Source organism: Ramlibacter pallidus (assembly GCF_015070875.1).
In the GTDB taxonomy this organism is placed as follows: Bacteria; Pseudomonadota; Gammaproteobacteria; order Burkholderiales; family Burkholderiaceae_C; genus Ramlibacter; species Ramlibacter pallidus.
Window position 1 is genome coordinate 233,060 of record NZ_JADDIV010000001.1, and the last position, 21,981, is coordinate 255,040.

A 21,981-nucleotide genomic window follows, 5' to 3' on the forward strand; every position below is an offset into this window, starting at 1 on the left:
CCGGTGGCATGCCACCGCGTCAGGAAGCTTCAGCTTTCCAGCAGTCCGGCCGCGCCCGCGCCGGCCAGGAAGGCCCAGAGCGCCTGCGCCGTGCCCTTGGGCGCATGCCGGGCCGATGGCCGCTCGCGGTAGGCGCGCACCTCCATGGTGATCGTCAGGGTCGGCCCGTCGGCGGCCACCGGCGACACCAGCTTGCCGGCGCGCAGCTCCTTGCGCACGGCGCTGTGCGGCAGGAAGGCGATGCCGTGGCCTTCCATCGCCATGGCCTTCAGCCCTTCCGCCATGTCGGTCTCGTAGACGCGGTCGAGGTGGATGGCGGTGCCGGCCTGCTTGATCAGGAGGTCGGTGACCCGCCCCAGGTAGGCGTCCGGCGCATAACCGAGGTACGGCAGCGGATGGGTCGGGCGCCCGGGCAGCCGGTACAGGGGCTCGCCTGCGGCGTCGGGCTTGCAGTAGGGCGCGAGCGTCTCCTCGCCCAGCGCCACCATCTCGTACCGGTCGGCATCCAGCTGCAGGGGCTGCGCGGCGTGGTGGTAGGCGATCAGCACGTCGCAGCTGCCTTCCACCAGCCGCATGGCGGCGTCGTGCACGTTCAGCGCGATCAGGCGGCTCTTGATCGGGCCGAACTTGTCGCGCAGGCTCGAGACCCACGCCGGGAAGAAGGTGAAGGCCAGCGTGTGCGGCACCGCGAACTCGATCACGTCCTGGCCGGCGGACGCGTGGCCGCGCAGCATCGCCCGGGTGCTTTGCAGCGCCTGCAGCATCTCGAGCGACTGGGCGTAGAGCGTCTCGCCGGCGGGGGTGAGCCGCGTCGGGTAGGAACTGCGGTCCACGAGGTCGGTGCCGGCCCAGGCTTCCAGCGCCTGGATGCGGCGGGAGAAGGCCGGCTGCGTCACGTGGCGCAGTTGCGCGGACCGGCTGAAGCTGCGCGTCTCCGCCAGGCTGACGAAATCTTCCAGCCACTTGGTTTCCATGCGGCGGATTATGGAGCGCCGGGTTCAGAACGCCACGAGATGCGCGCGGGCGCGGCCGCCTTCGATGCGCAGTTCGCCCGCCGAGATCGGCAGCTTGAAGCGACGCGCGCCGGCGCTCCCGGGGTTCACGAAGAGGATGCCGCCGCGCTCCTCCACCAGCGGCTTGTGCGAATGTCCGCTGACCACCACGTGCACCGGCTCCCGGCCGGCGAACTGCTTCAGGTCATGCAGCACGTGCACGCGCACGCCCTCGAACGTGAGCGTCTCCGTTTCGCGCAGCGCCAGGGCCCAGTCGCCACGGTCGTTGTTCCCCCGCACCGCGGTCACCGGCCCGACGCGGGCGAGCCGCTCCAGCACCTCCGGCCCGCAGATGTCGCCGGCGTGCAGGATGTGGTCGCTGCCTGCCAGGAAGGCGAGCACTTCGGGGCGCAGCAATCCGTGGGTGTCGGAAACCAGGCCGATGCGCAGCATCCCGCGCTCAGGCCTGGGGTTCGCCGTCAGGGGCGAAGGGCAAGTCGCTGCGGGGGGCCTGCGGCAGCTGCCGGTCGAGCGACTGCCGGTAGCGGATGCAGCCCTGCATGAACTGCGGCCACGCCGGCACCACCGGTTGCGGGTCGCTACGCTCCGGCAGCAGCCCCCACAGCGCGGGATGGTGCCAGCACAGTTCGTGGCCGGTGCTGTCGCGGTGTTCGCGGATGCCCGCGCGCAGCTTGCGCACTTCGTCCAGCAGCTGGTCGCGGGAGAGGGAAAGCAGGTCTTCGTCCATGGTCCCCGCCTTGTACGCCCACCGCCGGCGCAGGGCAAGCCGGGCCGCAGCCCGGCCGCACGGACTATGCTCGCGCGATGTCCGCCGTTCCGCGCCGCATCCTGCCGGTGATCGTGCTGTCGCAGTTCGCGGGCACCTCCCTGTGGTTCGCCGTCAACGCCGTCATGACCGACCTGCAGCAGGCCTGGGGCCTCCAGGCCTCCGCGGTGGGCACGCTCACCTCCGCGGTGCAACTGGGGTTCGTCGCGGGCACGCTGGTGTTCTCGCTGCTGATGCTGGCCGACCGGTTCGCCCCGTCGCGCGTGTTCCTGGCCTGTTCACTGCTCGGCGCCGCCTGCAACGCGGCAACGCTGCTCGCCGACGGCAGCCTCGGCGTGCTGCTGGCGCTGCGCTTCGCCGTCGGCTTCCTGCTGGCCGGCATCTATCCGGTCGGCATGAAGATCGCGGCCAGCTGGTACCGCGAAGGGCTGGGCGCGGCGATGGGCATCCTGATCGGCGCGCTGGTGCTCGGCACCGCCCTGCCCCATGGGCTGCGCGCGATCGCCGGAGATGGAGCCGGCAGCCTGTTCGCCGTCGGCGGCTTGCAGGCTTGGCAATCGGTGGTGCTCGGGGTGTCGCTGCTCGCCGCCGCGGGCGGCGCCGCCACCGCGCTGCTCGTCCCGACGCACCCGGCGCAGGCGCCCGGCGCCCGCATCACGCCGCGCGCGCTGGGCCTCGTCTGGACGGACCGGCAGCTGCGCGCCTCGGTGTTCGGCTACTTCGGCCACATGTGGGAGCTGTACGCGATGCTGGTGCTGGTGCCCGCGATCCTGGCGACGCGCTTCGCCGGCAGCGCCGTGAGCGCGGCGGCCTTCTGGGTGATCGCGGCGGGCTTCGTCGGATGCGCCGGCGGCGGGCTGCTCGCGCGGCGGCACGGCAGCGCGCGCGTGGCGTGGTGGCAACTGGCCGCCAGCGGCGCCTGCTGCCTGGCCGCGCCGTGGCTGCTGGCGGCGCCGCTGCCGGTCTTCGTGGGGTGGATGCTGCTGTGGGGCATGACGGTCGCCGGCGACTCGCCGCAGTTCTCCACCCTGACGGCGCAGAACGCGCCGGCGCAGGTGGTGGGCAGCGTGCTGACCTTCTCGAACTGCATCGGCTTCGCGATCTCGGTGGCCAGCATCGAGCTGTTCGTGCGCGCGGCGGCGGCCTGGCCGCTGGCGCAGGTGCTGCCCTGGCTGGCGGTCGGCCCGCTGCTCGGGCTGTGGATGCTGCGCCCGCTGCTGCGCGGCGACGTCAGGCCCGCCGCACTTCCATCACGGCCTGGTCGGTGACCTGGTCGTAGACGCGCGCGTCGCGCTGCGCCATCTGCAGCAGGATCTTCGGCGCCTGCCAGGCCACGATGCGGTTCAACGCGACGCCGGCGAAGACCAGTCCCGCGCCCAGCCAGCGCTGCCCCGTCAGCGCGAGCGCGATGCCGACGCCGATCAGCGGCATCAGCACCACCAGCAGCATGAGCCGCTGCGCGACGTAGCGGCGGGCGAGCTTCGGATTGACGACGACGCGGACGCGGCCCGCCGCCAGGCCGGCGCGGAACTCCTCGTGCGAAACGTATGCCGCGAGATCGTCGTCTGCCGCCATCACATCCCCATCACTTCGCCGAACTGCTCGGACTCCGCGCTCTGCTGCAGCGCCCACATGTCGGCATAGCGGCCGCCCAGCGCCAGCAGCTGCTGGTGGGTGCCGCGCTCGATGATGCGGCCGGCCTCCACCACCAGGATCTCGTGCGCGTCCACCACCGTGGACAGGCGGTGGGCGATGACCAGCGTGGTCTTGTTCTGCGCCGCGCTCTTGAGCTCCGACTGGATGGCGCGCTCGTTGGCGCTGTCCAGGGCCGAGGTGGCTTCGTCGAAGATCAGGATCGGCGGGTTCTTCAGCAGGGTGCGGGCGATGGCCACGCGCTGCTTCTCGCCGCCCGACAGCTTGAGGCCGCGCTCGCCCACCATGGTGTCGTAGCCCTTGGGGGTGGAGGCGATGAAGCCGTGGATGCGCGCCGCGCGAGCGGCTTCTTCCACCTGCTCCCGCGTGGCCCCGGGACGGCCGTAGGCGATGTTGTATTCCACCGTGTCGTTGAAGAGCACCGTGTCCTGCGGCACGATGCCGATCACCTGCCGCACGCTGGACTGCGTCACGTCGCGCACGTCCTGTCCCGCGATGGTGATGCGGCCCTGCTGCACGTCGTAGAAGCGGTACAGCAGCCGCGCCAGCGTGGACTTGCCCGAGCCGGATGGGCCGACGACGGCCACCGTCCTGCCGGAGGGGATCTCGAAGCTGACGTCGTGCAGGATGGGACGGCTGGACTCGTAGGCGAAGTGCACGTTCTCGAAGCGCACCGTCCAGTCGTCTCCTGCGGGATCGCCCCCACCCCCGCCCTCCCCCAGAGGGGAAGGGAGCCGGAGAGGCAGCGCGCCCGGCCGGTCGGCGATCTCGCGCTCCTTCTCCATCAGCGTGAACATCTTGTCCAGGTCGGTCAGGCTCTGCTTGATCTCGCGGTACAGCACGCCCAGGAAGTTGAGCGGGATGTACAACTGGATCATGAAGGCGTTGATCATCACCAGGTCGCCCAGCGTCATGCGGCCGTCGACCACGCCCTGCGTGGCGCGCCACAGCATGGCGACCAGGCCGATGGCGATGATCACCTGCTGCCCGGTGTTCAGCAGCGACAGCGTGGTCTGGCTCTTGAGGCGGGCGCGGCGCAGACGTTCCAGGCTCTGGTCGTAGCGGCCGGCCTCGAAGTCCTCGTTGTTGAAGTACTTGACCGTCTCGTAGTTCAGCAGCGAATCGACCGCCTTGGTGTGCGCCGCCGAATCGAATTCGTTGGCCTCGCGCCGGAACTGCGTCCGCCATTCCGTCACCATCACGGTGAAGACGATGTACAGCGCGAGCGCGGCGATGGTGATCCACGCGAACCAGGGGTCGAACTTCACCGCCAGGATGGTGAGCACCAGAGCCACCTCCACCAGCGTGGGCACGATGCTGTAGAGCGAATAGGAGATCAGCGACTCGATGCCGCGCACCCCGCGCTCGATGTCGCGCGTCATGCCGCCGGTCTGCCGCTCCAGGTGGAAGCGCAGCGACAGCGCGTGCAGGTGGCGGAAGGTTTCCAGCGCGATGCTGCGGGCGGCCCCCTGCGTCGCCTTGGCGAACACCAGCTCGCGCAGTTCGGTGAACAGGGTGGTCGACAGCCGCAGCAGGCCGTAGCCCAGGAGCAGCGCCACCGGCACCGCCAGCACCGCCGTGGCGTCGCCGGGCTTGATGTCCATGGCGTCGACCAGTTCCTTGAGCAGGAGCGGCACGCCCACGTTGGCGAACTTCGCCGCCACCATGAAGGCCAGCGCGGCGATGACGCGGAACTTGTATTCCCAGAGGTAGGGGAACAGCCGCTTCAGGGTGCTCCAGTCGCCCCGCGCGGCCGGCGGGGCGCCGGCTGCGGGGGAGGACGGGGGGATGGCAGGGGAGCTGAGTTCGCCGCCGCGGCGCATGAGGGACAATCCGGTCTGGAGTTTCGACAGATTGTGCCCATGTCCGCAAATGCAAGTGCCCCGCAAGGCCGCCCCACGCCGCCGCCCGCAGCACCGCCCTCCGACAAGGAGCTGGTGCTGAAGGTGATCCCCATGCCGGCCGACACCAACGGCAACGGCGACATCTTCGGCGGCTGGGTCATGGCGCAGGTCGACCTGGCCGGCTCCGTGATCCCCGCGCGCATCATCGGCGGCCGCATGGCCACGGTGGCGGTCAACGAGTTCGTCTTCAAGCAGCCGGTGCGCGTGGGCGACATCTGCAGCTTCTTCTCGGCGGTCAAGCGCATCGGCCGCACGTCGATCACGGTCGACGTCGAGGTCTTCACCGAGAGCTTCCGCTCGCAGGGCACCTTCGTGAAAGTGACGGAAGCCTGCCTGACCTACGTGGCGATCGACGAGAACGGCAAGCCGACGCCGATCCAGAGGCAGGACTAGAACTTCCCGTGCCGCCCTTCGCCTGACGCGAAGCGCCCCGCTCCCTGCAGCGCGTCCGGGATGCGCGCCTTGCCGCGCTCCCACTCCGCGTGCAGCGCCTCGGGCAAGGGCTTGCCCCATTGCTCGTACGCGTTCCGGCGGTCCGCCAGCATCGTGGCCTGCGGGAACTTCGCGAGCTGCTGCGCCAGGGCGATCGCCGCCGCGCGCGCCTGCCCGCGCGCCACCACGCGGTTGGCCAGGCCCATCTGCAGCGCCTCCGCCGCCTCGACCTTGCGCCCGGTGAGGATCAGGTCCATGGCATGCCCCAGGCCCACCAGCCGCGGCAGCCGCACCGTGCCGCCATCGATCAGCGGCACGCCGAAGCGGCGGCAGTAGACGCCGAAGTACGCGTCCTCCTCCATCACGCGCAGGTCGCACCACAGCGCCAGCTCCATGCCGCCGGCGACGGCCGCACCGCTGACGGCCGCGACCACGGGCTTGGAGAGCAGGAGTCGCGACGGCCCCATCGGGCCCATGGCGCGCCCGTCACCCGGATCGAAATCGAGGCCCGCCAGCAGCCCTGCGCCACCGGGCTCCTGCGCCATGCGGGCGCCGGACTGCAGGTCCCACCCCGCGCAGAAGTGTCCGTGGTCACCATGGAACACGGCGACGAGCGCGTCCGCGTCGTCCTCGAACGCAAGGAAGGCTTCGTGCAGGCGCCGCGCGGTGTCGCTGTCGACCGCATTGCGCACCTGCGGACGGTCCAGCGTGACGACCGTGATGGCTTCGAGCTTCTCGATCCGTACGGCATTCGTTTCCATCGGCGCATTACACCGCAGGGAATGGACGTCCGGTCGGCGACACTCTACGGGCGAACCCTCTATGGAAGCGGCGGCCCGCCCGCTATAACAGCCGCCACACAAAACAAGAGGGTTCCTGAGCGTGCAATTCCTCCAGCTGGTGATCAGCGGCGTCGCGCAAGGCTGCATCTACGGGCTGATCGCGCTGGGCTTCGTGCTGATCTACAAGGCGACCGAGACGGTGAGCTTCGCGCAGGGCGAGCTGATGATGCTCGGCGCGTTCTTCGGCCTCGCCGCCATGACCATGATGGGCTTCCCGTTCTGGCTGGCGGTCCTCGCCGCCATCGCGGCGATGGCGCTGTTCGGTTTGCTGCTCGAAACCGTGGTGATCCGCCCCATCCTGGGGCAGCCCGCCTTCTCCATCGTCATGCTGACCATCGGCATCGGGTACGTGGCACGCGGGCTGATCACGATGATCCCCGGCATCGGCACCGAAACGCACACGCTGCCGGTCCCGTACAAGGACCAGGTGTGGAACGCCGGCGGCCTGGTGCTCAACGTGGAGCAGATGGTCGTGATCGGCGCGACGGCGCTGCTGTGCGCCCTGCTCTTCGCCATCTTCCGCTACAGCAAGGTCGGCATCGCCATGCAGGCGGCGTCGCAGAACCAGCTGGCGGCGTACTACATGGGCATCCCGGTCAAGCGGCTCAACTCCCTGGTGTGGGGGCTCGCCGCGGCCGTGGCCGCCGTCGCCGGCCTGCTGCTCGCGCCCATCACCTTCGTGCACGCCAACATGGGCTTCATCGGGCTGAAGGCCTTCCCCGCGGCGGTGGTGGGCGGCTTCGGCAGCCTGCCGGGCGCCATCGTCGGCGGCCTGATCATCGGCATCGTGGAGTCGCTCTCGGGCTTCTACCTGCCCGAAGGCTTCAAGGACATCGCGGCGTACATCGTCGTCCTGGTGATGCTGGTCGTCATGCCGAACGGGCTGTTCGGCGAAAAGCTGCGGAAGAAGGTGTAACCCCATGCGTTTCATCTTCAAGACCGACTACAACCAGGACCTCAAGCTCGCCAAGCATGGCGGCCACCTGTTCTGGTACGGGGCGCTGATGGTGCTGCTGCTCGCTGCGCCGCTGCTCATGTCCGAGTACCTGCTGGCCCAGCTGACCTTCGTGCTGATCTACGGCATCGTCGGCCTCGGGCTGATGCTGCTGGCCGGCTTCACGGGCCTGTTCTCCATCGGCCATGCCGCCTTCTTCGGCGTCGGCGCCTACGCCCAGGCCGTGCTGACCGGCATGGGCTGGCCCTTCCCGCTGGCCCTGCTGGTGGGCGCGGGCCTGTCGGCGGCGGTCGGCATCGTCGTCGGGCTGCCGGCGCTGCGCGTCAAGGGCATCTATCTCGGCATCGCGACCCTGTCCTTCGGCTTCATCGTCGAGGAAGTCTTCGCGCGCTGGGAAAGCGTCACCGGCGGCAACGCCGGCAAGACCGTGGGCTCGGTCAAGATGTTCGGCTGGACGGCGGACAGCGGCACGTCGTTCTACTTCGTCTGCCTGGTGATCGCGGTGCTGTGCACGCTGGCCTGCCTGAACCTGCTGCGCTCGCCCACCGGGCGCGCCTTCGTCGCCATCCGTGATTCGGAGATCTCGGCACAGAGCATGGGCATCCACCTGGCGCGCTACAAGACCCTCAGCTTCGCGCTGTCGGCGGCGCTGGCCGGGATCGGCGGCGCGCTCTACGCGCACCAGATCCGATTCCTCTCGCCCGACCAGTTCAACATCATCCAGTCCATCGACCTGCTGCTGATGGTGGTGATCGGCGGGCTCGGGTCGATCCACGGCGCGTTCCTGGGCGCGATCTTCCTGATCGGGCTGCCGCAGGCGATCAGTGCGGTGAAGGACTTCCTGCCCGACGCGATCGGGCAGGCGCCGGGCCTCAAGGCCGTCGTGTACGGCACGGTGCTCATCGCCTTCGTGCTGTTCGAGCCGCTGGGCATCTACGGCCGCTGGCTCAAGGTGCGCACCTACCTGCAGCTGTTCCCGTTCTACCGCAAGGGCCTGTTCAAGCGCCAGAAGTCCTTTCAGAAGTCGGACCGCCTGAAATGAGCGACATCCTCCTCTCCGCGAAGAACCTCTCCGTGCGCTTCGGCGGCGTGCTCGCCGTCAACAACGTCAGCTTCGACGTGAAGCGCGGCGAGGTGTTCACGCTGATCGGCCCCAACGGCGCCGGCAAGACCACCGTCTTCAACCTGATCAGCCGCATCTACAACCCGACGACGGGCACGATCGCGTTCGAAGGCAAGACGCTGACCGACCAGCCGCCGCACCGCATCGCCTCGCTGGGCATCGCGCGCACCTTCCAGAACATCGAGCTGTTCGAGCATGCGTCGGTGCTGCACAACCTGCTGATCGGGCGCCACACGCACCGCAGGACGGGCCTGTTCAGCGACATGTTCTTCACCGGCAAGGTGCGCGCCGCCGAGATCGCCGCGCGCGAGAAGGTCGAACAGGTCATCGACCTGCTGGAACTGCAGCACTACCGGGACACGATGGTCGCCGGCCTCCCCTACGGCGTGCGCAAGGTGGTGGAACTGGCCCGCGCGCTGTGCACGGAACCCAAGCTGCTGCTGCTGGACGAGCCCTCCTCCGGGCTGAACGTGGAAGAGACCGAAGACATGGCCTTCTGGATCCAGGACATCCAGCAGGAGCTGGGCATCACGGTGCTGATGGTGGAACACGACATGACGCTGGTGTCGAAGGTGAGCGACCGCGTGCTGGCCATGAACCAGGGCGAGGTGCTGGCCACCGGCACGCCGCGCGAGGTGCAGTCGCACCCGGGGGTGGTCGAGGCGTACCTCGGCACCGTGGAAGACGTTTCCTCGCTGCGTCGGGGAAGCCCCCCTCCCCACCTTCCCCCAGAGGGGGAGGGAGCAAGAGCATGAGCGCGAACCCTCCCGCCGTCAGCGACGTGCCCGTGCTCAGGCTGCTGAACGTCGAAAGCGCCTACGGGCCGATCAAGGCGATCCGCGGCGTCAGCCTGCAGGTGCGGCGTGGCGAGATCGCCACCGTGCTGGGCTCCAACGGCGCGGGCAAGTCGACGATCCTGAAGACCATCTCCGGCATCATCGACCCCCGCAAGGGCAGCATCGAGTTCAAGGGCGAGAACATCACGGCCCGCGACCCGGCCTTCATCGTGCAGCAGGGCCTGTCCCACGTGCCCGAGGGCCGCGAGGTGTTCCCGCTGCTGTCGGTGCACGACAACCTGCTGATGGGCGCCTACACCCGCAAGGACCGCGACGGCGTCGCCCGTGACATGGAGGCGGTCTACCACTATTTCCCGATCCTCCGGGAGCGCGCCGCGCAGGACGCCGGGCTGCTGTCCGGCGGGCAGCAGCAGATGCTGGCGATCTCGCGCGCCATCATGGCGGCGCCCGACCTGATCCTGCTGGACGAGCCCAGCCTGGGCCTGAGCCCCAAGCTGACCAAGGAGATCTTCGAGATCGTGGTGCGGATCAACCGCGAGCGCGGCACCACCATCCTGCTGGTGGAGCAGAACGCCAACATGGCGCTCAATGCCGCGGACTACGGCTACGTGCTGGAGAACGGCCGCATCGTGATGGAAGACACCTGCGCCCGGCTGCGCGAGAAGGAAGACATCAAGGAGTTCTACCTGGGCATGAAGGAGGCCGGCGTGCGCGGCGAGCGCAGGTGGAAGAAGAAGAAGAACTGGAGATGAGCGCCGTGCAGAACCGCTTCAAACAAGCTCGCGCGCCCTCGGGGGGCAGCGCCGTACACGAAATGACAAGCGTGGGGGTCAACATCTAATGCAGAAGTTGTGGGACCTGTCGCACATCCAGCCCGAGACCAAGGTCGTCCTCGAAGGCGACACCATTCCCGCCATGTTCTGGAACGGCGTCGCCAAGCGCGGGCCGGACGTCTGGATGCGGCAGAAGGAATTCGGCATCTGGCGCAGCTGGACCTGGACGCAGACGGGCGACGCCGTGCGCGAGATCGCCGGCGGCCTGCTGGCCCTCGGCTTCGCGCCGCGCGACACGGCGTCCATCCTGTCCAACACCATCATCGAGTGGGTGCTGGCCGACCTCGCCATCCTCTCCTGCGGCGGCGTGGCCAACGGGATCTATCCGACCGACGCGGCGAGCCAGGTGCAATACCTGTGCGAGGACTCCGGCACCAGCATCCTGTTCGTCGAGGACGACGAACAGCTGGACAAGGCGCTGGAGGTGCGCGGGCAGCTGCCGCGGCTGCAGCGGATCGTCGTCTTCGACATGGACGGCCTGCGCGACCTGCACGACCCCATGGTGATCAGCCTGGATGAACTGCGCCGGCTGGGCCGCGAGCACAACGCGAAGCATCCCGACGCGGTGCCGCAGCGCGTGCGGCAGGTGGAGCCGCAGCACCTGGCGATCCTGGTCTACACCTCCGGCACCACGGGCAAGCCGAAGGGCGCGATGCATTCGCACCACGGGCTGGTCTACACCGTGCGCGGCTACAACACGCTGATCTCGCGCCGGCAGGACGACGAGTGCATGTGCTTCCTGCCCCTGTGCCACATCGCCGAACGCCTGGGCGGCGAGTACTTCTCCCTCTACACCGGCGCCAGGCTCAACTTCGTCGAGAACCCCGAGACGGTGCCGGAGAACGTGCGGGAGATCGCGCCCACGGTCTTCACGGCCGTGCCGCGCGTCTGGGAGAAGTTCTATTCGGGCGTGATGATCGGCCTGAAGGAAGCCAGCGGCATCCAGCAGGCGGCCTACGCCTGGTCGATCGGCGTCGGCACGCAGATCGCCGACAAGGTGCTGGCCGGGCAGCCGGTGGACGGGCTGCTCAAGTTCAAGTTCACGCTGGCCAACTGGATGGCGCTGTCGAACGTGCGCAAGCTGATCGGCATCGACCGCGCGCGTTTCCTCGTCACCGGCGCGGCGCCCATCTCGCCGGAGCTGGTGAAGTGGTACCTGGCGCTGGGCGTGCCGATGCTGGAAGTGTGGGGCATGACCGAGACCTGCGGCGCCTCCACCGGCATCCCGGCGAACCGGATCAAGCCCGGCTCCATCGGCCCGGCGGCCAGCTACAACGAGGTGAAGGTGCACCCCGAGACCGGCGAGATCATGGTGCGCGGGCCGAACGTCTTCATGGGCTACCTGAACCAGCCGGAGAAGACCCGCGAAACCATCGACGCCGAGGGCTGGCTGCACACCGGCGACGTCGGCCTGGTGGACGAGGAAGGCTTCTTCCGCATCACCGACCGGATGAAGGACATCATCATCACGGCCGGCGGCAAGAACGTCACGCCCAGCGAGTTCGAGAACGAGCTGAAGTTCTCGCCCTACGTCACCGATGCGGTCGTCATCGGCGACAAGCGCCCGTACCTCACCGTCATCATCATGATCGACCAGGAGAACGTGGAGAAGTACGCGCAGGACCACGACGTGCCCTTCTCCAACTACGCCAGCCTCACGCGCGCGCCCGAGGTGCAGGCGCTGATCCAGGAAGAGATCGACCGCGTCAACAAGAAGTTCGCCCGCGTCGAACAGGTCAAGAAGTTCTTCCTGCTCGACACGCAGCTGTCGGCCGAGGACGAGGAGCTGACGCCGACGATGAAGCTGAAACGCAAGCTGGTGCAGCAGAAGTACGCGCCCCAGATCGAAGCCATGTACCGCTGATTCCCATCCACCTTAGGAGACATCGAATGAAGTTGAAGTCCACCCTCGCGGCCGCCGCTCTCGCGGCCCTGGGTTGCTCCGGCGTCCTGGCGCAACAGGGCGTGAGCAAGAACGAGATCCTGGTCGGCACCATCCAGGACCTGTCGGGGCCGCTGGCCGGCTACGGCAAGCAGGCGCGCAACGGCATGCTGCTGCGCATCGAGGAGCTGAACGAGCAGGGCAGCATCCACGGCCGCAAGCTGAAACTGGTGGCCGAGGACGACGGCTACGACCCGAAGAAGGCCGTGCTCGCCGCCCAGAAACTGGTCAACCAGGACAAGGTGTTCATCGTCGCCGGCCACCTGGGCACCGCCCAGAACATGGCCTCCATGCCGGTGCAGTTCGAGAAGAACGTCGTCAACTTCTTCCCGATCACCGCCGCGCGCGAGATGTACGAGCCGCACCACCGCCTGAAGTACTCCTTCGCCGCCACCTACTACGACCAGGTCCGGATGGCCGTCCCGAAGCTGGTGAAGGAGAAGAACGTCAAGAAGGTCTGCACGATCTACCAGGACGACGACTTCGGCCTGGAGGTGCTGCGCGGCGCCGAAGCCGGCCTGAAGACGGTCGGCATGGAATTCACCGAGAAGACCACCTACAAGCGCGGCGCCACCGACTTCTCCTCGCAGGTCGCGAAGATGAAGGCCTCGGGCTGCGAGATGGTGGTGCTGGGCACGATCATCCGCGAAACGATCGGCACCATCGGCACGGCGAAGAAGAGCGGCTTCAACCCGATCTTCGTCGGCTCCAGCGCGGCCTACACCGACCTGATCCACAAGCTGGGCGGCCCCGCCATGGACGGCCTGTACACCGCGATGACGGTGCAGCACCCGTACCTGGACGAGGCTTCGCAGCCGATCCGCTTCTGGGCGAACAAGTACAAGACGAAGTTCAACGAGGATCCGACCGTGTTCTCCGTCTACGGCTACATGATCATCGACCACTTCATCAGGGCCGCGACCAAGGCCGGCCCGAACCTGAGCACGGACAGCTTCATCAAGGCCATGGACACCATGACCTTCGAGCCCGACATGTTCGGCTCGGCCCGCTCCACCTACACGGCGACCAAACGCCTGGGCAACGACCAGAGCCGCCTGTCGCAGATCCAGGGCGGCAAGTGGGTGGTGGTGTCGGATTACCTGAAGTAAGCCCCACCGCCGCGAGGACCGGAAAGGCCGCCGCCAGGCGGCCTTTTTCATGGGTAACACCTAATGGTTAGCGCCAGCTTGACGCTGCGGCGGCGCCGGACGAATGCTTCGCACTTCCTTCCGCACCCAAGGAGACCGTGATGAAGTGTCTTTCCGCAGCGGCGCTGGCCATGCTGGCCCTCGCCTCCGGCAGCGCCCTTGCCCAGAACGCCAACCAGGGCGTCAGCAAGAACGAGATCGTGCTCGGCTCCATCCAGGACCTGTCGGGCCCCATCGCCGGCTTCGGCAAGCAGGTGCGGCTGGGCATGATGCTGCGGGTCGACGAGATCAACGAGCAGGGCGGCATCAACGGCCGCAAGATCAGGCTGCTGGTCGAGGACTCCGCCTACGACCCTCGCAAGGCCGTGCTGGCGGCGCAGAAGCTGGTCAACCAGGACAAGATCTTCGCCATGGTCGGCCACATCGGCACGGCGCAGAACATGGCCGCAATGCCCGTGCAGTTCGAGAAGAACGTCATCAACTTCTTCCCGGTCACGGCCGCGCGCGAGATGTACGAGCCGCTCCATCGGCTGAAGTACTCCTTCGCCGCCACCTACTTCGACCAGATGCGCACCGTCGTGCCCAAGCTGGCCAAGGAGAAGGGCGCCAAGAAGGTCTGCACGATGTACCAGGACGACGAGTTCGGCCTCGAGGTCATGCGCGGCGCCGAAGCCGGTCTCAAGGCGGCGGGGATGGACCTCGCGGAGAAGACCACGTACAAGCGCGGGGCGACCGACTTCTCCTCGCAGGTCGCCCGGCTGAAGGCCGCGGGCTGCGACATGGTCGTGCTGGGCACCATCATCCGCGAGACCATCGGCGCCATCGGCGAAGCCCGCAGGACCGGCTACAACCCCACCTTCATCGGCTCCAGCGCCGCCTACACCGACCTGATCCACAAGCTGGGCGGCAAGGCCATGGACGGGCTCTACGCCACCCACACCTCGCAGCACCCCTACCTCGACGAAGCCGCCCAGCAGATCCGCTTCTGGGCCAACAAGTACAAGACCAGGTTCAACGAGGACCCCACCGTCTTCTCCGTCTACGGCTACATCGTGGTCGACGCCTTCGCCCGCGCCGCCTCGCAGGCCGGCGCCAGCCTCACCACCGACAGCTTCATCAAGGCCATGGACAGCATGACCTTCCCCGCTGACATCTTCGGCGGGCCGCAGATGACCTTCACCGCGAAGAAGCGCCTGGGCAACGAACTGTCGCGCATGTCGCAGATCCAGGACGGCCGCTGGAAAGTCGTGTCCGATTACGTGAAGCCCTGAGGCCTCCGCCGCCCCGCAAGCCGAAAGGCCGCCCACCCGGGCGGCCTTTTTGTTACCCTCCCGCGGATGAGTTCGCCCAACCCGCTCAAGACCCCCGAGCTCGAGTTCAAGTCGCTGCTGTTCCTGGTCGGGATCGCCAGCATCCTGTTCTTCATGATCCTGTGGCCGTTCTTCGGGGCGGTCTGCTGGGCGGTCTTCATCGCCATCGTGTTCTGGCCGCTGCACCAGCGCTTCCTGCACGGCAGCCGCGGGCGCCCCAACACGGCGGCGCTCGCATCCCTGACGCTGATCCTGCTGATCGTGATCCTGCCGATGGCGCTGCTGATCGCCTCCATCACGCAGGAGGCCTCCATCTTCGTCGCCAAGCTGCGGTCCGGCGAGATCCAGATCTCCGCGCTGCTGCAGCGGTTCATCGACGTGCTGCCGGAGTGGGCCCGCGCCCAGCTCCAGCGCTTCGGCATGACGGACCTGAGCTCCGTGCAGGAGAAGATCCTGAGCACCGTCACGTCCAGCGGCCAGGTGCTCACCTCGCGCGTCCTCGGCATCGGGCAGGTCACGCTCGACTTCGTCGTGGCCTTCTTCGTGATGCTGTACATCGTGTTCTTCCTGTTCCGCGACGGCGACCGGCTGTCGCAGTCGATCGCGCGGTCCATCCCCCTGAATCCGCACCACACGCGGCGCCTGCTCACGCAGTTCGCCACCGTGGTCCGCGCCACGGTCAAGGGCAACATCGTGGTGGCCATGGTGCAGGGCACGCTGGGCGCGATCGCCTTCGCGTTCCTGGGCCTGCCGGGCGCCGTGCTGTGGGGCACGGTGATGGCGCTGCTGTCGCTGCTGCCGGCCGTGGGCGCCGTGCTGGTGTGGGCGCCGGTGGCCGCGTACTACTTCTTCTCCGGCGAGATGGTGAAGGGCGTCGGCCTCACCATCTGGGGCGCCGTCGTGATCGGGCTGGTGGACAACGTCCTGCGACCGATCCTGGTGGGCAAGGACACGCGCATGCCCGACTACCTGGTGCTGGTCGCCACGCTGGGCGGCATCGTGATCTTCGGCCTCAACGGCTTCGTCATCGGCCCGGTGATCGCCGCGGTGTTCCTGGTCAGCTGGGACATGCTGGCCAGCGCGCGGCAGCAGCCCACCCTGCCCCCGCCGCCCCGCTGATCCGCGGCGGCACGCGCCGCCTGGCTTGGCATGTCCCTTGCTGGACGGGGGCATGCACGTGCTGGTCGTCTACTGCCATCCCGTCGAGACGAGCTTCGCCTCGGCGCTGCACCAGGAAGTCCTGAAGAACCTGCGGGCGGCGGGACACACCGTCGACGACTGCGACCTGTACGCCGAAGGTTTCGACCCGGTGATGTCGCGCGAGGAGCGCCTGGGCTACCACGACGTGCCGCGCAACCAGCAGGCACTGGCCGGCTACGTGGAGCGCCTGCGGCGCGCCGAGGCCATCGTCTTCTGCTTCCCCACCTGGTGCTTCGGGCTGCCGGCGATGCTCAAGGGCTTCTTCGACCGCCTGCTGATGCCTGGCGTGGCCTTCGACATCAGCGACCCCGCCAACGTCAAGCCGATGCTGACGCACGTGCGGCGCATCTCCGCCGTCGTCACCTACGGCCGCCCGCGCTGGATGGCCTGGTACATGGGCGACCCGCCGCGCAAGATGGTCACGCGCTACATGCGCCGGCTCACCGCCAACCAGGCGCGCGCGGACTACCACGCCTATTACCACATGAACGTGGCGACGCCGCCGCGGCTGGCGCGCTTCCTGCAAAAGGTGGGGCAGGCGATGGCCCGCTTCGCCTGAAGGACTTCCCATGATGCACGGCTACATCCCCCCGCACCGCTTCCTGCCCTACCTGAGCTGGACGGACATCAACGCGCTGCCGGACCGCGAGAACACGGTGATCGTGCTGCCGGTCGGCGCGATCGAGCAGCACGGCCCGCACCTGCCCTGTTCGGTCGACAGCGTGATCTCTGCCGGCGTGCTGGGCCGCGCGCTCGCCAAGCTGCCCGCCGAGGTGCGCGCGTTCGGGCTGGCGCCCATCACCTACGGCAAGTCCGACGAGCACCTGCACTTCCCCGGCACCATGACGCTGACCGGTCCCACGCTGCTGAACGTGGTGACCGAGATCGGCGAATCGGTCTACCGCTCGGGCTTCCGCAAGCTGCTGCTGGCCAACGGCCACGGCGGGCAGCCGCAGGTGCTGGAGATGGCCGCGCGCGAGCTGCGCCTGCGCCACGGCGACTTCGTGATCGTGCCCTTCCACGTGTCGCGCCTGCCCAATGCCTCCGGCAAGTTCATCAGCGAGCAGGAGAAGAAGCAGGCGATGCACGCCGGCCATTCGGAAACCGCGCTGATGCTGGCGCTGGCGCCCGACACCGTGCACATGGACCGCGCCGCACCCAACTTCCCGCCAGTGTTCCCGTCCAGGCTGCTGTCGCCCGACGGCCGTCCGGCTTGCGCCTGGACGGCGCGCGACTTCGGCCCCAGCGGCGTGATCGGCGACCCGCGCGGTGCCACGCCCGAACAGGGGGCGGAGATCCTGGAGACACTGTCCGACAGCTGGGTGCAGGCCATCACCGACCTGTACAGCATGCAATGGGTGGTGCGCGACGTGCCGTCCTGGGGCCACGTGCACCAGCGTGGACACATCGAGGCGGGCGCGCACTGAAGCGCCGCGCGGCCCGCATCTTGCAAAGCCCCTCCATCCCTTCCCACTGCCGCGAGGTCCCGATGCAATCCACCTTCACCCGCACCCTGCTCGCCGCCGCCCTGCTCGCGTCCGGCGCCGGCGCCCAGGCGCAGGACAAGTTCACCTACATGACCAACTGGTACGCGCAGGCCGAGCACGGCGGCTTCTACCAGGCGGTCGCCACGGGCCTGTACAAGAAGTACGGCCTCGACGTGACGATCAAGATGGGCGGGCCGCAGGTCAACATCCTGCAGCTGATGGCCGCCGGCCAGACCGACTGCATCATGGGCTCCAGCGACATGCAGATGATGGTGGCGCGCGCGGGCGGCCTGCCGGTCGTCACGCTCGCCGCCGTGTTCCAGAAGGACCCGCAGGTCTTCATCGCCCACGAAGGCGTGAAGGGCTTCGAGGACATGAAGGACAAGACGATCCTGATCGCGCCCGCGGCGCAGCGCGGCTACTGGCTGTGGCTCAAGGGCAAGTACGGCCTGCAGGATTCGCAGACGCGCCCGTACACCTTCAACATCCAGCCCTTCGTCGCGGACAAGAACACCGTGCAGCAGGGTTACCTGACCTCCGAGCCGTTCGCCGTGCAGAAGGCGGGCGTGAAGGCCACCACCTTCCTGTTCGCCGACCACGGCTGGACGTCGTACGCCACCACGATCTCCTGCCTGGAAGACACGGTGAAGAACCGCGGCAAGGCGGTCGACAGCTTCGTCAAGGCCACCATGGAAGGCTGGAAGAGCTTCCTGGCCGACCCGGCGCCGGGCGCCGCGCTGATCAAGAAGGACAACCCCAACATGACCGACGAGCAGATCGCATACTCGGTCGGCAAGCTCAAGGAGATGGGCATCATCACCGCCGGCGACGCGAAGGTGAGCGGCATCGGCACCATGAGCGAGGCGCGCCTGAAACAGAACTACGCCTTCCTGGTGGACCACAAGCTGGTCGACCCGGCCAAGCTGAAGATGGAGGACGCCTTCCGGCTCGACGCCATCAAGGCGACCAAGGTCCTGCCGTGATGCGCGAACCGCCCGCGGTGCTGGCCGAGGCGCCGCCCGCCGTCGAGGTGCTGTCGGCGCACAAGACCTATCCGAACGGCACCGTCGCCCTGCAGCCCGTCGACCTGAAGATCCCCGAGGGCGAGTTCGTCACGCTGCTCGGGCCTTCCGGTTGCGGCAAGAGCACGCTGCTGAAGATGGTCGCGGGGCTGCTGGAGCCCACCGACGGCCGCATCCAGCTGTGGCGCAAGCCGGTGGCGCAGCTGGATGCGGCCGGCAGGAAGCTCGCCTTCGTGTTCCAGGCGCCGACGCTGATGCCGTGGGCCAGCGTGGAGAGCAACGTGCGCCTGCCGCTCGACCTGGCGGGCGGCGTGCCGCGCGAGGAAGCGCAGGCGCGTGTCGCCGACGCCCTGGCGCTGGTGGGCCTCTCGAAGTTCGCCAAGGCCTTGCCGCGCAACCTCTCGGGCGGCATGCAGATGCGCGTGTCCATCGCCCGCAGCCTGGTGGTGCAGCCCAACCTGCTGCTGATGGACGAGCCCTTCGGCGCGCTCGACGAGATCACGCGCCACAAGCTGGACAGCGACCTCCTGCACCTGTGGCAGGAGAAGAAGCTGACCGTGGTGTTCGTCACCCACTCGATCCACGAGGCGGTGTTCCTGTCCAACCGCGTGGTCATGATGGCCGCGCGCCCCGGCCGTGTGACCGAGGAAGTGGTGATCGACGAGCCCTACCCGCGCAAGCCGGGCTTCATGGTGACGCCGCGCTTCGCCGGCTACGCCAAGCACCTGCAGGACAGCCTGTTGCGCGCGAGCCAGGAGAACGACGAGGGAGACGCGTGATGAAGGTGAAGACGAACTACGCCAAGGTCCTCTATCCCAGCCTGGTGGCGCTGCTGCTGCTCACCGCCTGGCAGGGCGTGGTCACCGGCTTGAAGCTGCCGCCCTACCTGGTGCCCTCGCCGATCCTGATGCTGCAGACGCTGGTGACCGACTGGCAGGTGCTGGGCGGCTCGCTGCTGTTCACGCTCAAGATCACGCTGCTGTCCTTCGCGGTGGCCGTGGTGCTGGGCGTGCTGATCTCGTTCCTGTTCGTGCAGAGCCGCAAGATCGAGACAGCGCTGTTTCCCTACGCCGTGCTGCTGCAGGTCACGCCGATCGTCGCCGTCGCCCCGCTGATCATCATCTGGGTGAAGAACCCGACCGCGTCGCTGATCATCTGCGCGGCGCTGGTGGCGCTGTTCCCGATCATCTCCAACACCACGCTGGGCCTGCGCAGCATCGACCCCGACCTGCAAAGCTATTTCGCGATGAACCGGGCCAGCCGCATGCAGACGCTGCTGCGCCTGCGCATCCCGAGCGCGCTGCCCTACTTCTTCGGGGGGCTGCGCATCTCCAGCGGCCTGGCACTGATCGGCGCGGTGGTCGCCGAGTTCGTGGCCGGCACCGGCGGCAGCAGCACCGGCCTGGCCTACCAGATCCTGTTCGCCGGCTACCAGCTGAACATCCCGCGCATGTTCGCCGCACTGCTGCTGATCTCGCTGGCTGGCGTCGGGCTGTTCGTGCTGATGGCTTGGCTGTCCAGGCTGGCCCTGGGCTCCTGGCACGCCAGCGAACTCTCCCGCGATTGACCTCCCCGGCCGCGCAGTACCCCATGAACGCTCCCATCCACCCCATCGAGCAGCTCCACGTGGCCCTGCCGGACCTCGACTGGGTCACCGACGGCAACCGCATCGCCCGGCTCTCGCAGGACTTCTCGTGGTTCAGCCCGGTCCTCAAGCGCCAGCTGGCGGGCAAGGTGGCCGACGCCGTGGCGCGCCCGCGCAACGAGGACGAGGTCAAGCGCCTGGTCGGCCTGTGCGCGAAGCTGCGCATCCCCCTCACCATCCGCGGCAGCGGCACCGGCAACTACGGGCAGGCCGTGCCGCTGCGCGGCGGCGTGGTGCTGGACATGAGCGGCTACAACCAGTTCATCGGCGCGCGTCACGGCACCGCGCGGGCGCAGGCCGGCATGCGCCTGGTCGACTTCGAGAAGGAAACCCGCGCCGCCTGCGGCATGGAACTGCGCTGCATGCCGTCCACCTACCGCAGCGCCACCCTGGGCGGCCTGTTCGGCGGCGGCTTCGGCGGCATCGGCTCCATCAACCACGGCCCGCTGGCCGCGCGCGGCAACGTCATCGCGATCAAGGCGCTGACGATCGAGGAAGAACCGCAGGTCGTCGAACTGCGGGGCCCCGACGCGCTGCTGCTGCACCACCTGTGGGGCACCAACGGCCTGGTGCTGGAGATCGAGCTGGCGCTGGCGCCGGCGCAGGACTGGCAGGAGCACTTCGTCGTCTTCCGCTCGTTCGATGACGCCCTCGAGTTCGGCAACGCGGTGGCCCACGCCCCCGGCATCGCCAAGCGCGAGATCGGCTTGCTGGCCGACCCCATCCCCGGCTACCTGAAGCAGCATGCCGACGAACTGCCGGCCGGGTGCCACGCGATGATCCTGGCGATCGCCCCGAGCAGCGAGGGCGCGATGCGCGAGCTGGCGCAGCTCTGGCGCGGCGAGGTGACGTACACCGCCACGGCCGAAGACATCGCGCGCACCCGCCACACGCTGCTGGAATACACCTGGAACCACACCACCCTCGCGGCCTTCAAGGTGGACAAGGGCATCACCTACCTGCAAAGCGCCTTCACCCCCGGCCAGCACCTGGAACAGGTGCGGCGCATGGAGAAGCTGCTCAGCCCCGAGGTGCAGATGCACGCCGAGTTCATCCGCAACCTCGACGGGCAGGTCACCTGCACGGCGCTGCAGGTGGTGAAGTTCACCACCGAGGAGCGGCTGCAGGAGATCATGGCCCTGCACCGCGAGAACGGCGTGCGCATCAACGACCCGCACGTCTTCATCGTGGAGGACGGCAAGGCGGGCGGTGCGCTCTCGCAGGGCGTCCTGGACATGAAGAAGCGCTTCGACCCGCTCGGCCTGCTGAACCCCGGCAAGGTGCGGGCGTGGATGGAAGAGGGTCCGCAGTGAGCATGGGCACGCCCATGGCGAACTACGCCGCCGCGCGGCGCGCCGGCGGCTTCCTGTTCGTCAGCGGCGTGGTGGCCGTGAACCCGGCGCGCAAGGCGGTTGTGCAGGCCTACGAGGACCTGCCGCCGCAGGCGCGCGAGCAGCTGCGCGGCATCGGCTACGACACCGGCCAGATGACGGTGGACCTGTACGAGGCCCCTGCCGTCGCCCAGAGCTGGTTCGTGCTGGACCGCATCCGCCAATTGGCGCACGAACATGGTGCGCAGATGCAGGACGCCGTCAAGCTGGTGCAGTACTTCCGCGACCTGCGCCACTACCCGTTCTACAACCGCGTGCGCACCCTCTTCTACGGCGACCAGCCGCCCGCCAGCACGGTGGTGGAAGTGGCACGGTTCATGCCTTCCGACCTGGCGTTGATCGAGGTGGAAGCGACGATCCACCTGGGTTGACCCACAACGTCATTCCCCCGCAGGCGGGAATCCAGGGCGCCCTGGGTTCCCGCCTGCGCGGGAATGACGGAGATGCAGAGTAGAAGCAGGCAGCGGCGGTGCCGCGGGTCATTGCTCTGGTTTTTTCCACACGTAGTACGACCGGAG

General features: G+C 68.2%; 23 protein-coding genes. 17 read left to right on the forward strand and 6 right to left on the reverse strand.

The features are described from left to right. Positions 1-29: 29 nt before the first annotated feature. From IM787_RS01145 to IM787_RS01155, 3 genes are read right to left on the reverse strand one after another with little or no spacing between them, the layout of a single operon-like run. On the reverse strand, positions 30-974 hold the full coding sequence (locus tag IM787_RS01145; protein ID WP_193674792.1) for a LysR substrate-binding domain-containing protein: 945 nt from the start codon (positions 972-974) through the stop codon (positions 30-32). Positions 975-998: 24 nt separating this feature from the next. Then, complete coding sequence (locus IM787_RS01150) at positions 999-1,445, reverse strand: metallophosphoesterase family protein (RefSeq protein WP_193674793.1); 447 nt, start codon at positions 1,443-1,445, stop codon at positions 999-1,001. Between the two features lie 7 nt (positions 1,446-1,452). Then, entirely contained in the window at positions 1,453-1,740 is a 288-nt protein-coding gene (locus IM787_RS01155; RefSeq protein ID WP_193674794.1) for a hypothetical protein, read from the reverse strand. A 77-nt stretch (positions 1,741-1,817) separates the two neighbouring features. On the opposite strand from IM787_RS01155, the gene IM787_RS01160 reads away from it, so the two are divergent. Further along, the gene (locus tag IM787_RS01160; protein WP_193674795.1) at positions 1,818-3,047 is read left to right on the forward strand and encodes an MFS transporter; all 1,230 of its coding nucleotides are present in this window, start codon (positions 1,818-1,820) and stop codon (positions 3,045-3,047) included. Here IM787_RS01160 and IM787_RS01165 read toward each other — a convergent pair. Next, positions 3,010-3,354 carry a hypothetical protein gene (locus tag IM787_RS01165; RefSeq protein WP_193674796.1) on the reverse strand — a complete coding sequence of 115 codons (345 nt, stop codon included), beginning with the start codon at positions 3,352-3,354 and terminating at the stop codon, positions 3,010-3,012. The genes IM787_RS01160 and IM787_RS01165 overlap by 38 nt on opposite strands. Next, on the reverse strand, positions 3,354-5,255 hold the full coding sequence (locus IM787_RS01170; RefSeq protein WP_193675488.1) for an ABCB family ABC transporter ATP-binding protein/permease: 1,902 nt from the start codon (positions 5,253-5,255) through the stop codon (positions 3,354-3,356). Before IM787_RS01170 ends, IM787_RS01165 begins: the two co-directional genes overlap by 1 nt. Before the next feature lie 39 nt (positions 5,256-5,294). On the opposite strand from IM787_RS01170, the gene IM787_RS01175 reads away from it, so the two are divergent. After that, the gene (locus IM787_RS01175) at positions 5,295-5,729 is read left to right on the forward strand and encodes an acyl-CoA thioesterase (protein ID WP_193674797.1); all 435 of its coding nucleotides are present in this window, start codon (positions 5,295-5,297) and stop codon (positions 5,727-5,729) included. On the opposite strand, the gene IM787_RS01180 is transcribed toward IM787_RS01175, so the two are convergent. Then, positions 5,726-6,529 (reverse strand): crotonase/enoyl-CoA hydratase family protein, encoded by an 804-nt coding sequence (locus tag IM787_RS01180; protein WP_193674798.1) that lies wholly within the window; start codon positions 6,527-6,529, stop codon positions 5,726-5,728. The two genes, IM787_RS01175 and IM787_RS01180, sit on opposite strands and share 4 nt — an antisense overlap. A 121-nt stretch (positions 6,530-6,650) precedes the next feature. On the opposite strand from IM787_RS01180, the gene IM787_RS01185 reads away from it, so the two are divergent. The 15 genes from IM787_RS01185 (at position 6,651) to IM787_RS01255 (ending at position 21,834) form a co-directional block, all read left to right on the forward strand. Then, positions 6,651-7,526 carry a branched-chain amino acid ABC transporter permease gene (locus tag IM787_RS01185; protein WP_193674799.1) on the forward strand — a complete coding sequence of 292 codons (876 nt, stop codon included), beginning with the start codon at positions 6,651-6,653 and terminating at the stop codon, positions 7,524-7,526. 4 nt (positions 7,527-7,530) lie between these two features. Further along, positions 7,531-8,607, forward strand: coding sequence for a branched-chain amino acid ABC transporter permease (locus IM787_RS01190; protein WP_193674800.1), 1,077 nt, complete (start codon positions 7,531-7,533; stop codon positions 8,605-8,607). Then, the gene (locus IM787_RS01195; protein WP_193674801.1) at positions 8,604-9,443 is read left to right on the forward strand and encodes an ABC transporter ATP-binding protein; all 840 of its coding nucleotides are present in this window, start codon (positions 8,604-8,606) and stop codon (positions 9,441-9,443) included. The genes IM787_RS01190 and IM787_RS01195 overlap by 4 nt, the downstream gene beginning before the upstream one ends. Continuing rightward, complete coding sequence (locus IM787_RS01200) at positions 9,440-10,237, forward strand: ABC transporter ATP-binding protein (RefSeq protein WP_193674802.1); 798 nt, start codon at positions 9,440-9,442, stop codon at positions 10,235-10,237. Before IM787_RS01195 ends, IM787_RS01200 begins: the two co-directional genes overlap by 4 nt. A gap of 88 nt (positions 10,238-10,325) precedes the next feature. Next, entirely contained in the window at positions 10,326-12,182 is a 1,857-nt protein-coding gene (locus IM787_RS01205; RefSeq protein ID WP_193674803.1) for an AMP-dependent synthetase/ligase, read from the forward strand. A gap of 26 nt (positions 12,183-12,208) precedes the next feature. Next, the gene (locus IM787_RS01210; RefSeq protein WP_193674804.1) at positions 12,209-13,369 is read left to right on the forward strand and encodes an ABC transporter substrate-binding protein; all 1,161 of its coding nucleotides are present in this window, start codon (positions 12,209-12,211) and stop codon (positions 13,367-13,369) included. A 140-nt stretch (positions 13,370-13,509) separates the two neighbouring features. Next, positions 13,510-14,679, forward strand: a complete 1,170-nt coding sequence (locus tag IM787_RS01215) for an ABC transporter substrate-binding protein (RefSeq protein ID WP_193674805.1) — start codon at positions 13,510-13,512, stop codon at positions 14,677-14,679. 66 nt (positions 14,680-14,745) lie between these two features. Beyond that, positions 14,746-15,837: an AI-2E family transporter gene (locus tag IM787_RS01220; protein WP_193674806.1), complete on the forward strand. Its 1,092-nt coding sequence runs from the start codon at positions 14,746-14,748 to the stop codon at positions 15,835-15,837. Between the two features lie 52 nt (positions 15,838-15,889). Continuing rightward, positions 15,890-16,477, forward strand: a complete 588-nt coding sequence (locus IM787_RS01225) for an NAD(P)H-dependent oxidoreductase (protein ID WP_193674807.1) — start codon at positions 15,890-15,892, stop codon at positions 16,475-16,477. Between the two features lie 10 nt (positions 16,478-16,487). Further along, on the forward strand, positions 16,488-17,345 hold the full coding sequence (locus tag IM787_RS01230) for a creatininase family protein (RefSeq protein ID WP_193674808.1): 858 nt from the start codon (positions 16,488-16,490) through the stop codon (positions 17,343-17,345). A gap of 62 nt (positions 17,346-17,407) precedes the next feature. Next, positions 17,408-18,388: an ABC transporter substrate-binding protein gene (locus tag IM787_RS01235; RefSeq protein ID WP_193674809.1), complete on the forward strand. Its 981-nt coding sequence runs from the start codon at positions 17,408-17,410 to the stop codon at positions 18,386-18,388. Next, the gene (locus IM787_RS01240) at positions 18,388-19,206 is read left to right on the forward strand and encodes an ABC transporter ATP-binding protein (protein WP_193674810.1); all 819 of its coding nucleotides are present in this window, start codon (positions 18,388-18,390) and stop codon (positions 19,204-19,206) included. Before IM787_RS01235 ends, IM787_RS01240 begins: the two co-directional genes overlap by 1 nt. Beyond that, positions 19,206-19,994 (forward strand): ABC transporter permease, encoded by a 789-nt coding sequence (locus tag IM787_RS01245; protein WP_193674811.1) that lies wholly within the window; start codon positions 19,206-19,208, stop codon positions 19,992-19,994. The genes IM787_RS01240 and IM787_RS01245 overlap by 1 nt, the downstream gene beginning before the upstream one ends. A 23-nt stretch (positions 19,995-20,017) precedes the next feature. Continuing rightward, positions 20,018-21,385, forward strand: coding sequence for an FAD-binding oxidoreductase (locus IM787_RS01250; RefSeq protein WP_193674812.1), 1,368 nt, complete (start codon positions 20,018-20,020; stop codon positions 21,383-21,385). Next, complete coding sequence (locus tag IM787_RS01255; RefSeq protein ID WP_354004335.1) at positions 21,382-21,834, forward strand: RidA family protein; 453 nt, start codon at positions 21,382-21,384, stop codon at positions 21,832-21,834. The genes IM787_RS01250 and IM787_RS01255 overlap by 4 nt, the downstream gene beginning before the upstream one ends. Positions 21,835-21,981 lie beyond the last annotated feature (147 nt).

Bases quoted from the DNA above. Each gene is read 5' to 3' on its own strand.
- IM787_RS01145 (WP_193674792.1), bottom strand. From the start codon at position 974: ATGGAAACCAAGTGGCTGGAAGATTTCGTCAGCCTGGCGGAGACGCGC.
- IM787_RS01150 (WP_193674793.1), bottom strand. From the start codon at position 1,445: ATGCTGCGCATCGGCCTGGTTTCCGACACCCACGGATTGCTGCGCCCC.
- IM787_RS01155 (WP_193674794.1), bottom strand. From the start codon at position 1,740: ATGGACGAAGACCTGCTTTCCCTCTCCCGCGACCAGCTGCTGGACGAA.
- IM787_RS01160 (WP_193674795.1), top strand. From the start codon at position 1,818: ATGTCCGCCGTTCCGCGCCGCATCCTGCCGGTGATCGTGCTGTCGCAG.
- IM787_RS01165 (WP_193674796.1), bottom strand. From the start codon at position 3,354: ATGGCGGCAGACGACGATCTCGCGGCATACGTTTCGCACGAGGAGTTC.
- IM787_RS01170 (WP_193675488.1), bottom strand. From the start codon at position 5,255: ATGCGCCGCGGCGGCGAACTCAGCTCCCCTGCCATCCCCCCGTCCTCC.
- IM787_RS01175 (WP_193674797.1), top strand. From the start codon at position 5,295: ATGTCCGCAAATGCAAGTGCCCCGCAAGGCCGCCCCACGCCGCCGCCC.
- IM787_RS01180 (WP_193674798.1), bottom strand. From the start codon at position 6,529: ATGGAAACGAATGCCGTACGGATCGAGAAGCTCGAAGCCATCACGGTC.
- IM787_RS01190 (WP_193674800.1), top strand. From the start codon at position 7,531: ATGCGTTTCATCTTCAAGACCGACTACAACCAGGACCTCAAGCTCGCC.
- IM787_RS01195 (WP_193674801.1), top strand. From the start codon at position 8,604: ATGAGCGACATCCTCCTCTCCGCGAAGAACCTCTCCGTGCGCTTCGGC.
- IM787_RS01200 (WP_193674802.1), top strand. From the start codon at position 9,440: ATGAGCGCGAACCCTCCCGCCGTCAGCGACGTGCCCGTGCTCAGGCTG.
- IM787_RS01205 (WP_193674803.1), top strand. From the start codon at position 10,326: ATGCAGAAGTTGTGGGACCTGTCGCACATCCAGCCCGAGACCAAGGTC.
- IM787_RS01210 (WP_193674804.1), top strand. From the start codon at position 12,209: ATGAAGTTGAAGTCCACCCTCGCGGCCGCCGCTCTCGCGGCCCTGGGT.
- IM787_RS01215 (WP_193674805.1), top strand. From the start codon at position 13,510: ATGAAGTGTCTTTCCGCAGCGGCGCTGGCCATGCTGGCCCTCGCCTCC.
- IM787_RS01220 (WP_193674806.1), top strand. From the start codon at position 14,746: ATGAGTTCGCCCAACCCGCTCAAGACCCCCGAGCTCGAGTTCAAGTCG.
- IM787_RS01225 (WP_193674807.1), top strand. From the start codon at position 15,890: ATGCACGTGCTGGTCGTCTACTGCCATCCCGTCGAGACGAGCTTCGCC.
- IM787_RS01230 (WP_193674808.1), top strand. From the start codon at position 16,488: ATGATGCACGGCTACATCCCCCCGCACCGCTTCCTGCCCTACCTGAGC.
- IM787_RS01235 (WP_193674809.1), top strand. From the start codon at position 17,408: ATGCAATCCACCTTCACCCGCACCCTGCTCGCCGCCGCCCTGCTCGCG.
- IM787_RS01240 (WP_193674810.1), top strand. From the start codon at position 18,388: ATGCGCGAACCGCCCGCGGTGCTGGCCGAGGCGCCGCCCGCCGTCGAG.
- IM787_RS01245 (WP_193674811.1), top strand. From the start codon at position 19,206: ATGAAGGTGAAGACGAACTACGCCAAGGTCCTCTATCCCAGCCTGGTG.
- IM787_RS01250 (WP_193674812.1), top strand. From the start codon at position 20,018: ATGAACGCTCCCATCCACCCCATCGAGCAGCTCCACGTGGCCCTGCCG.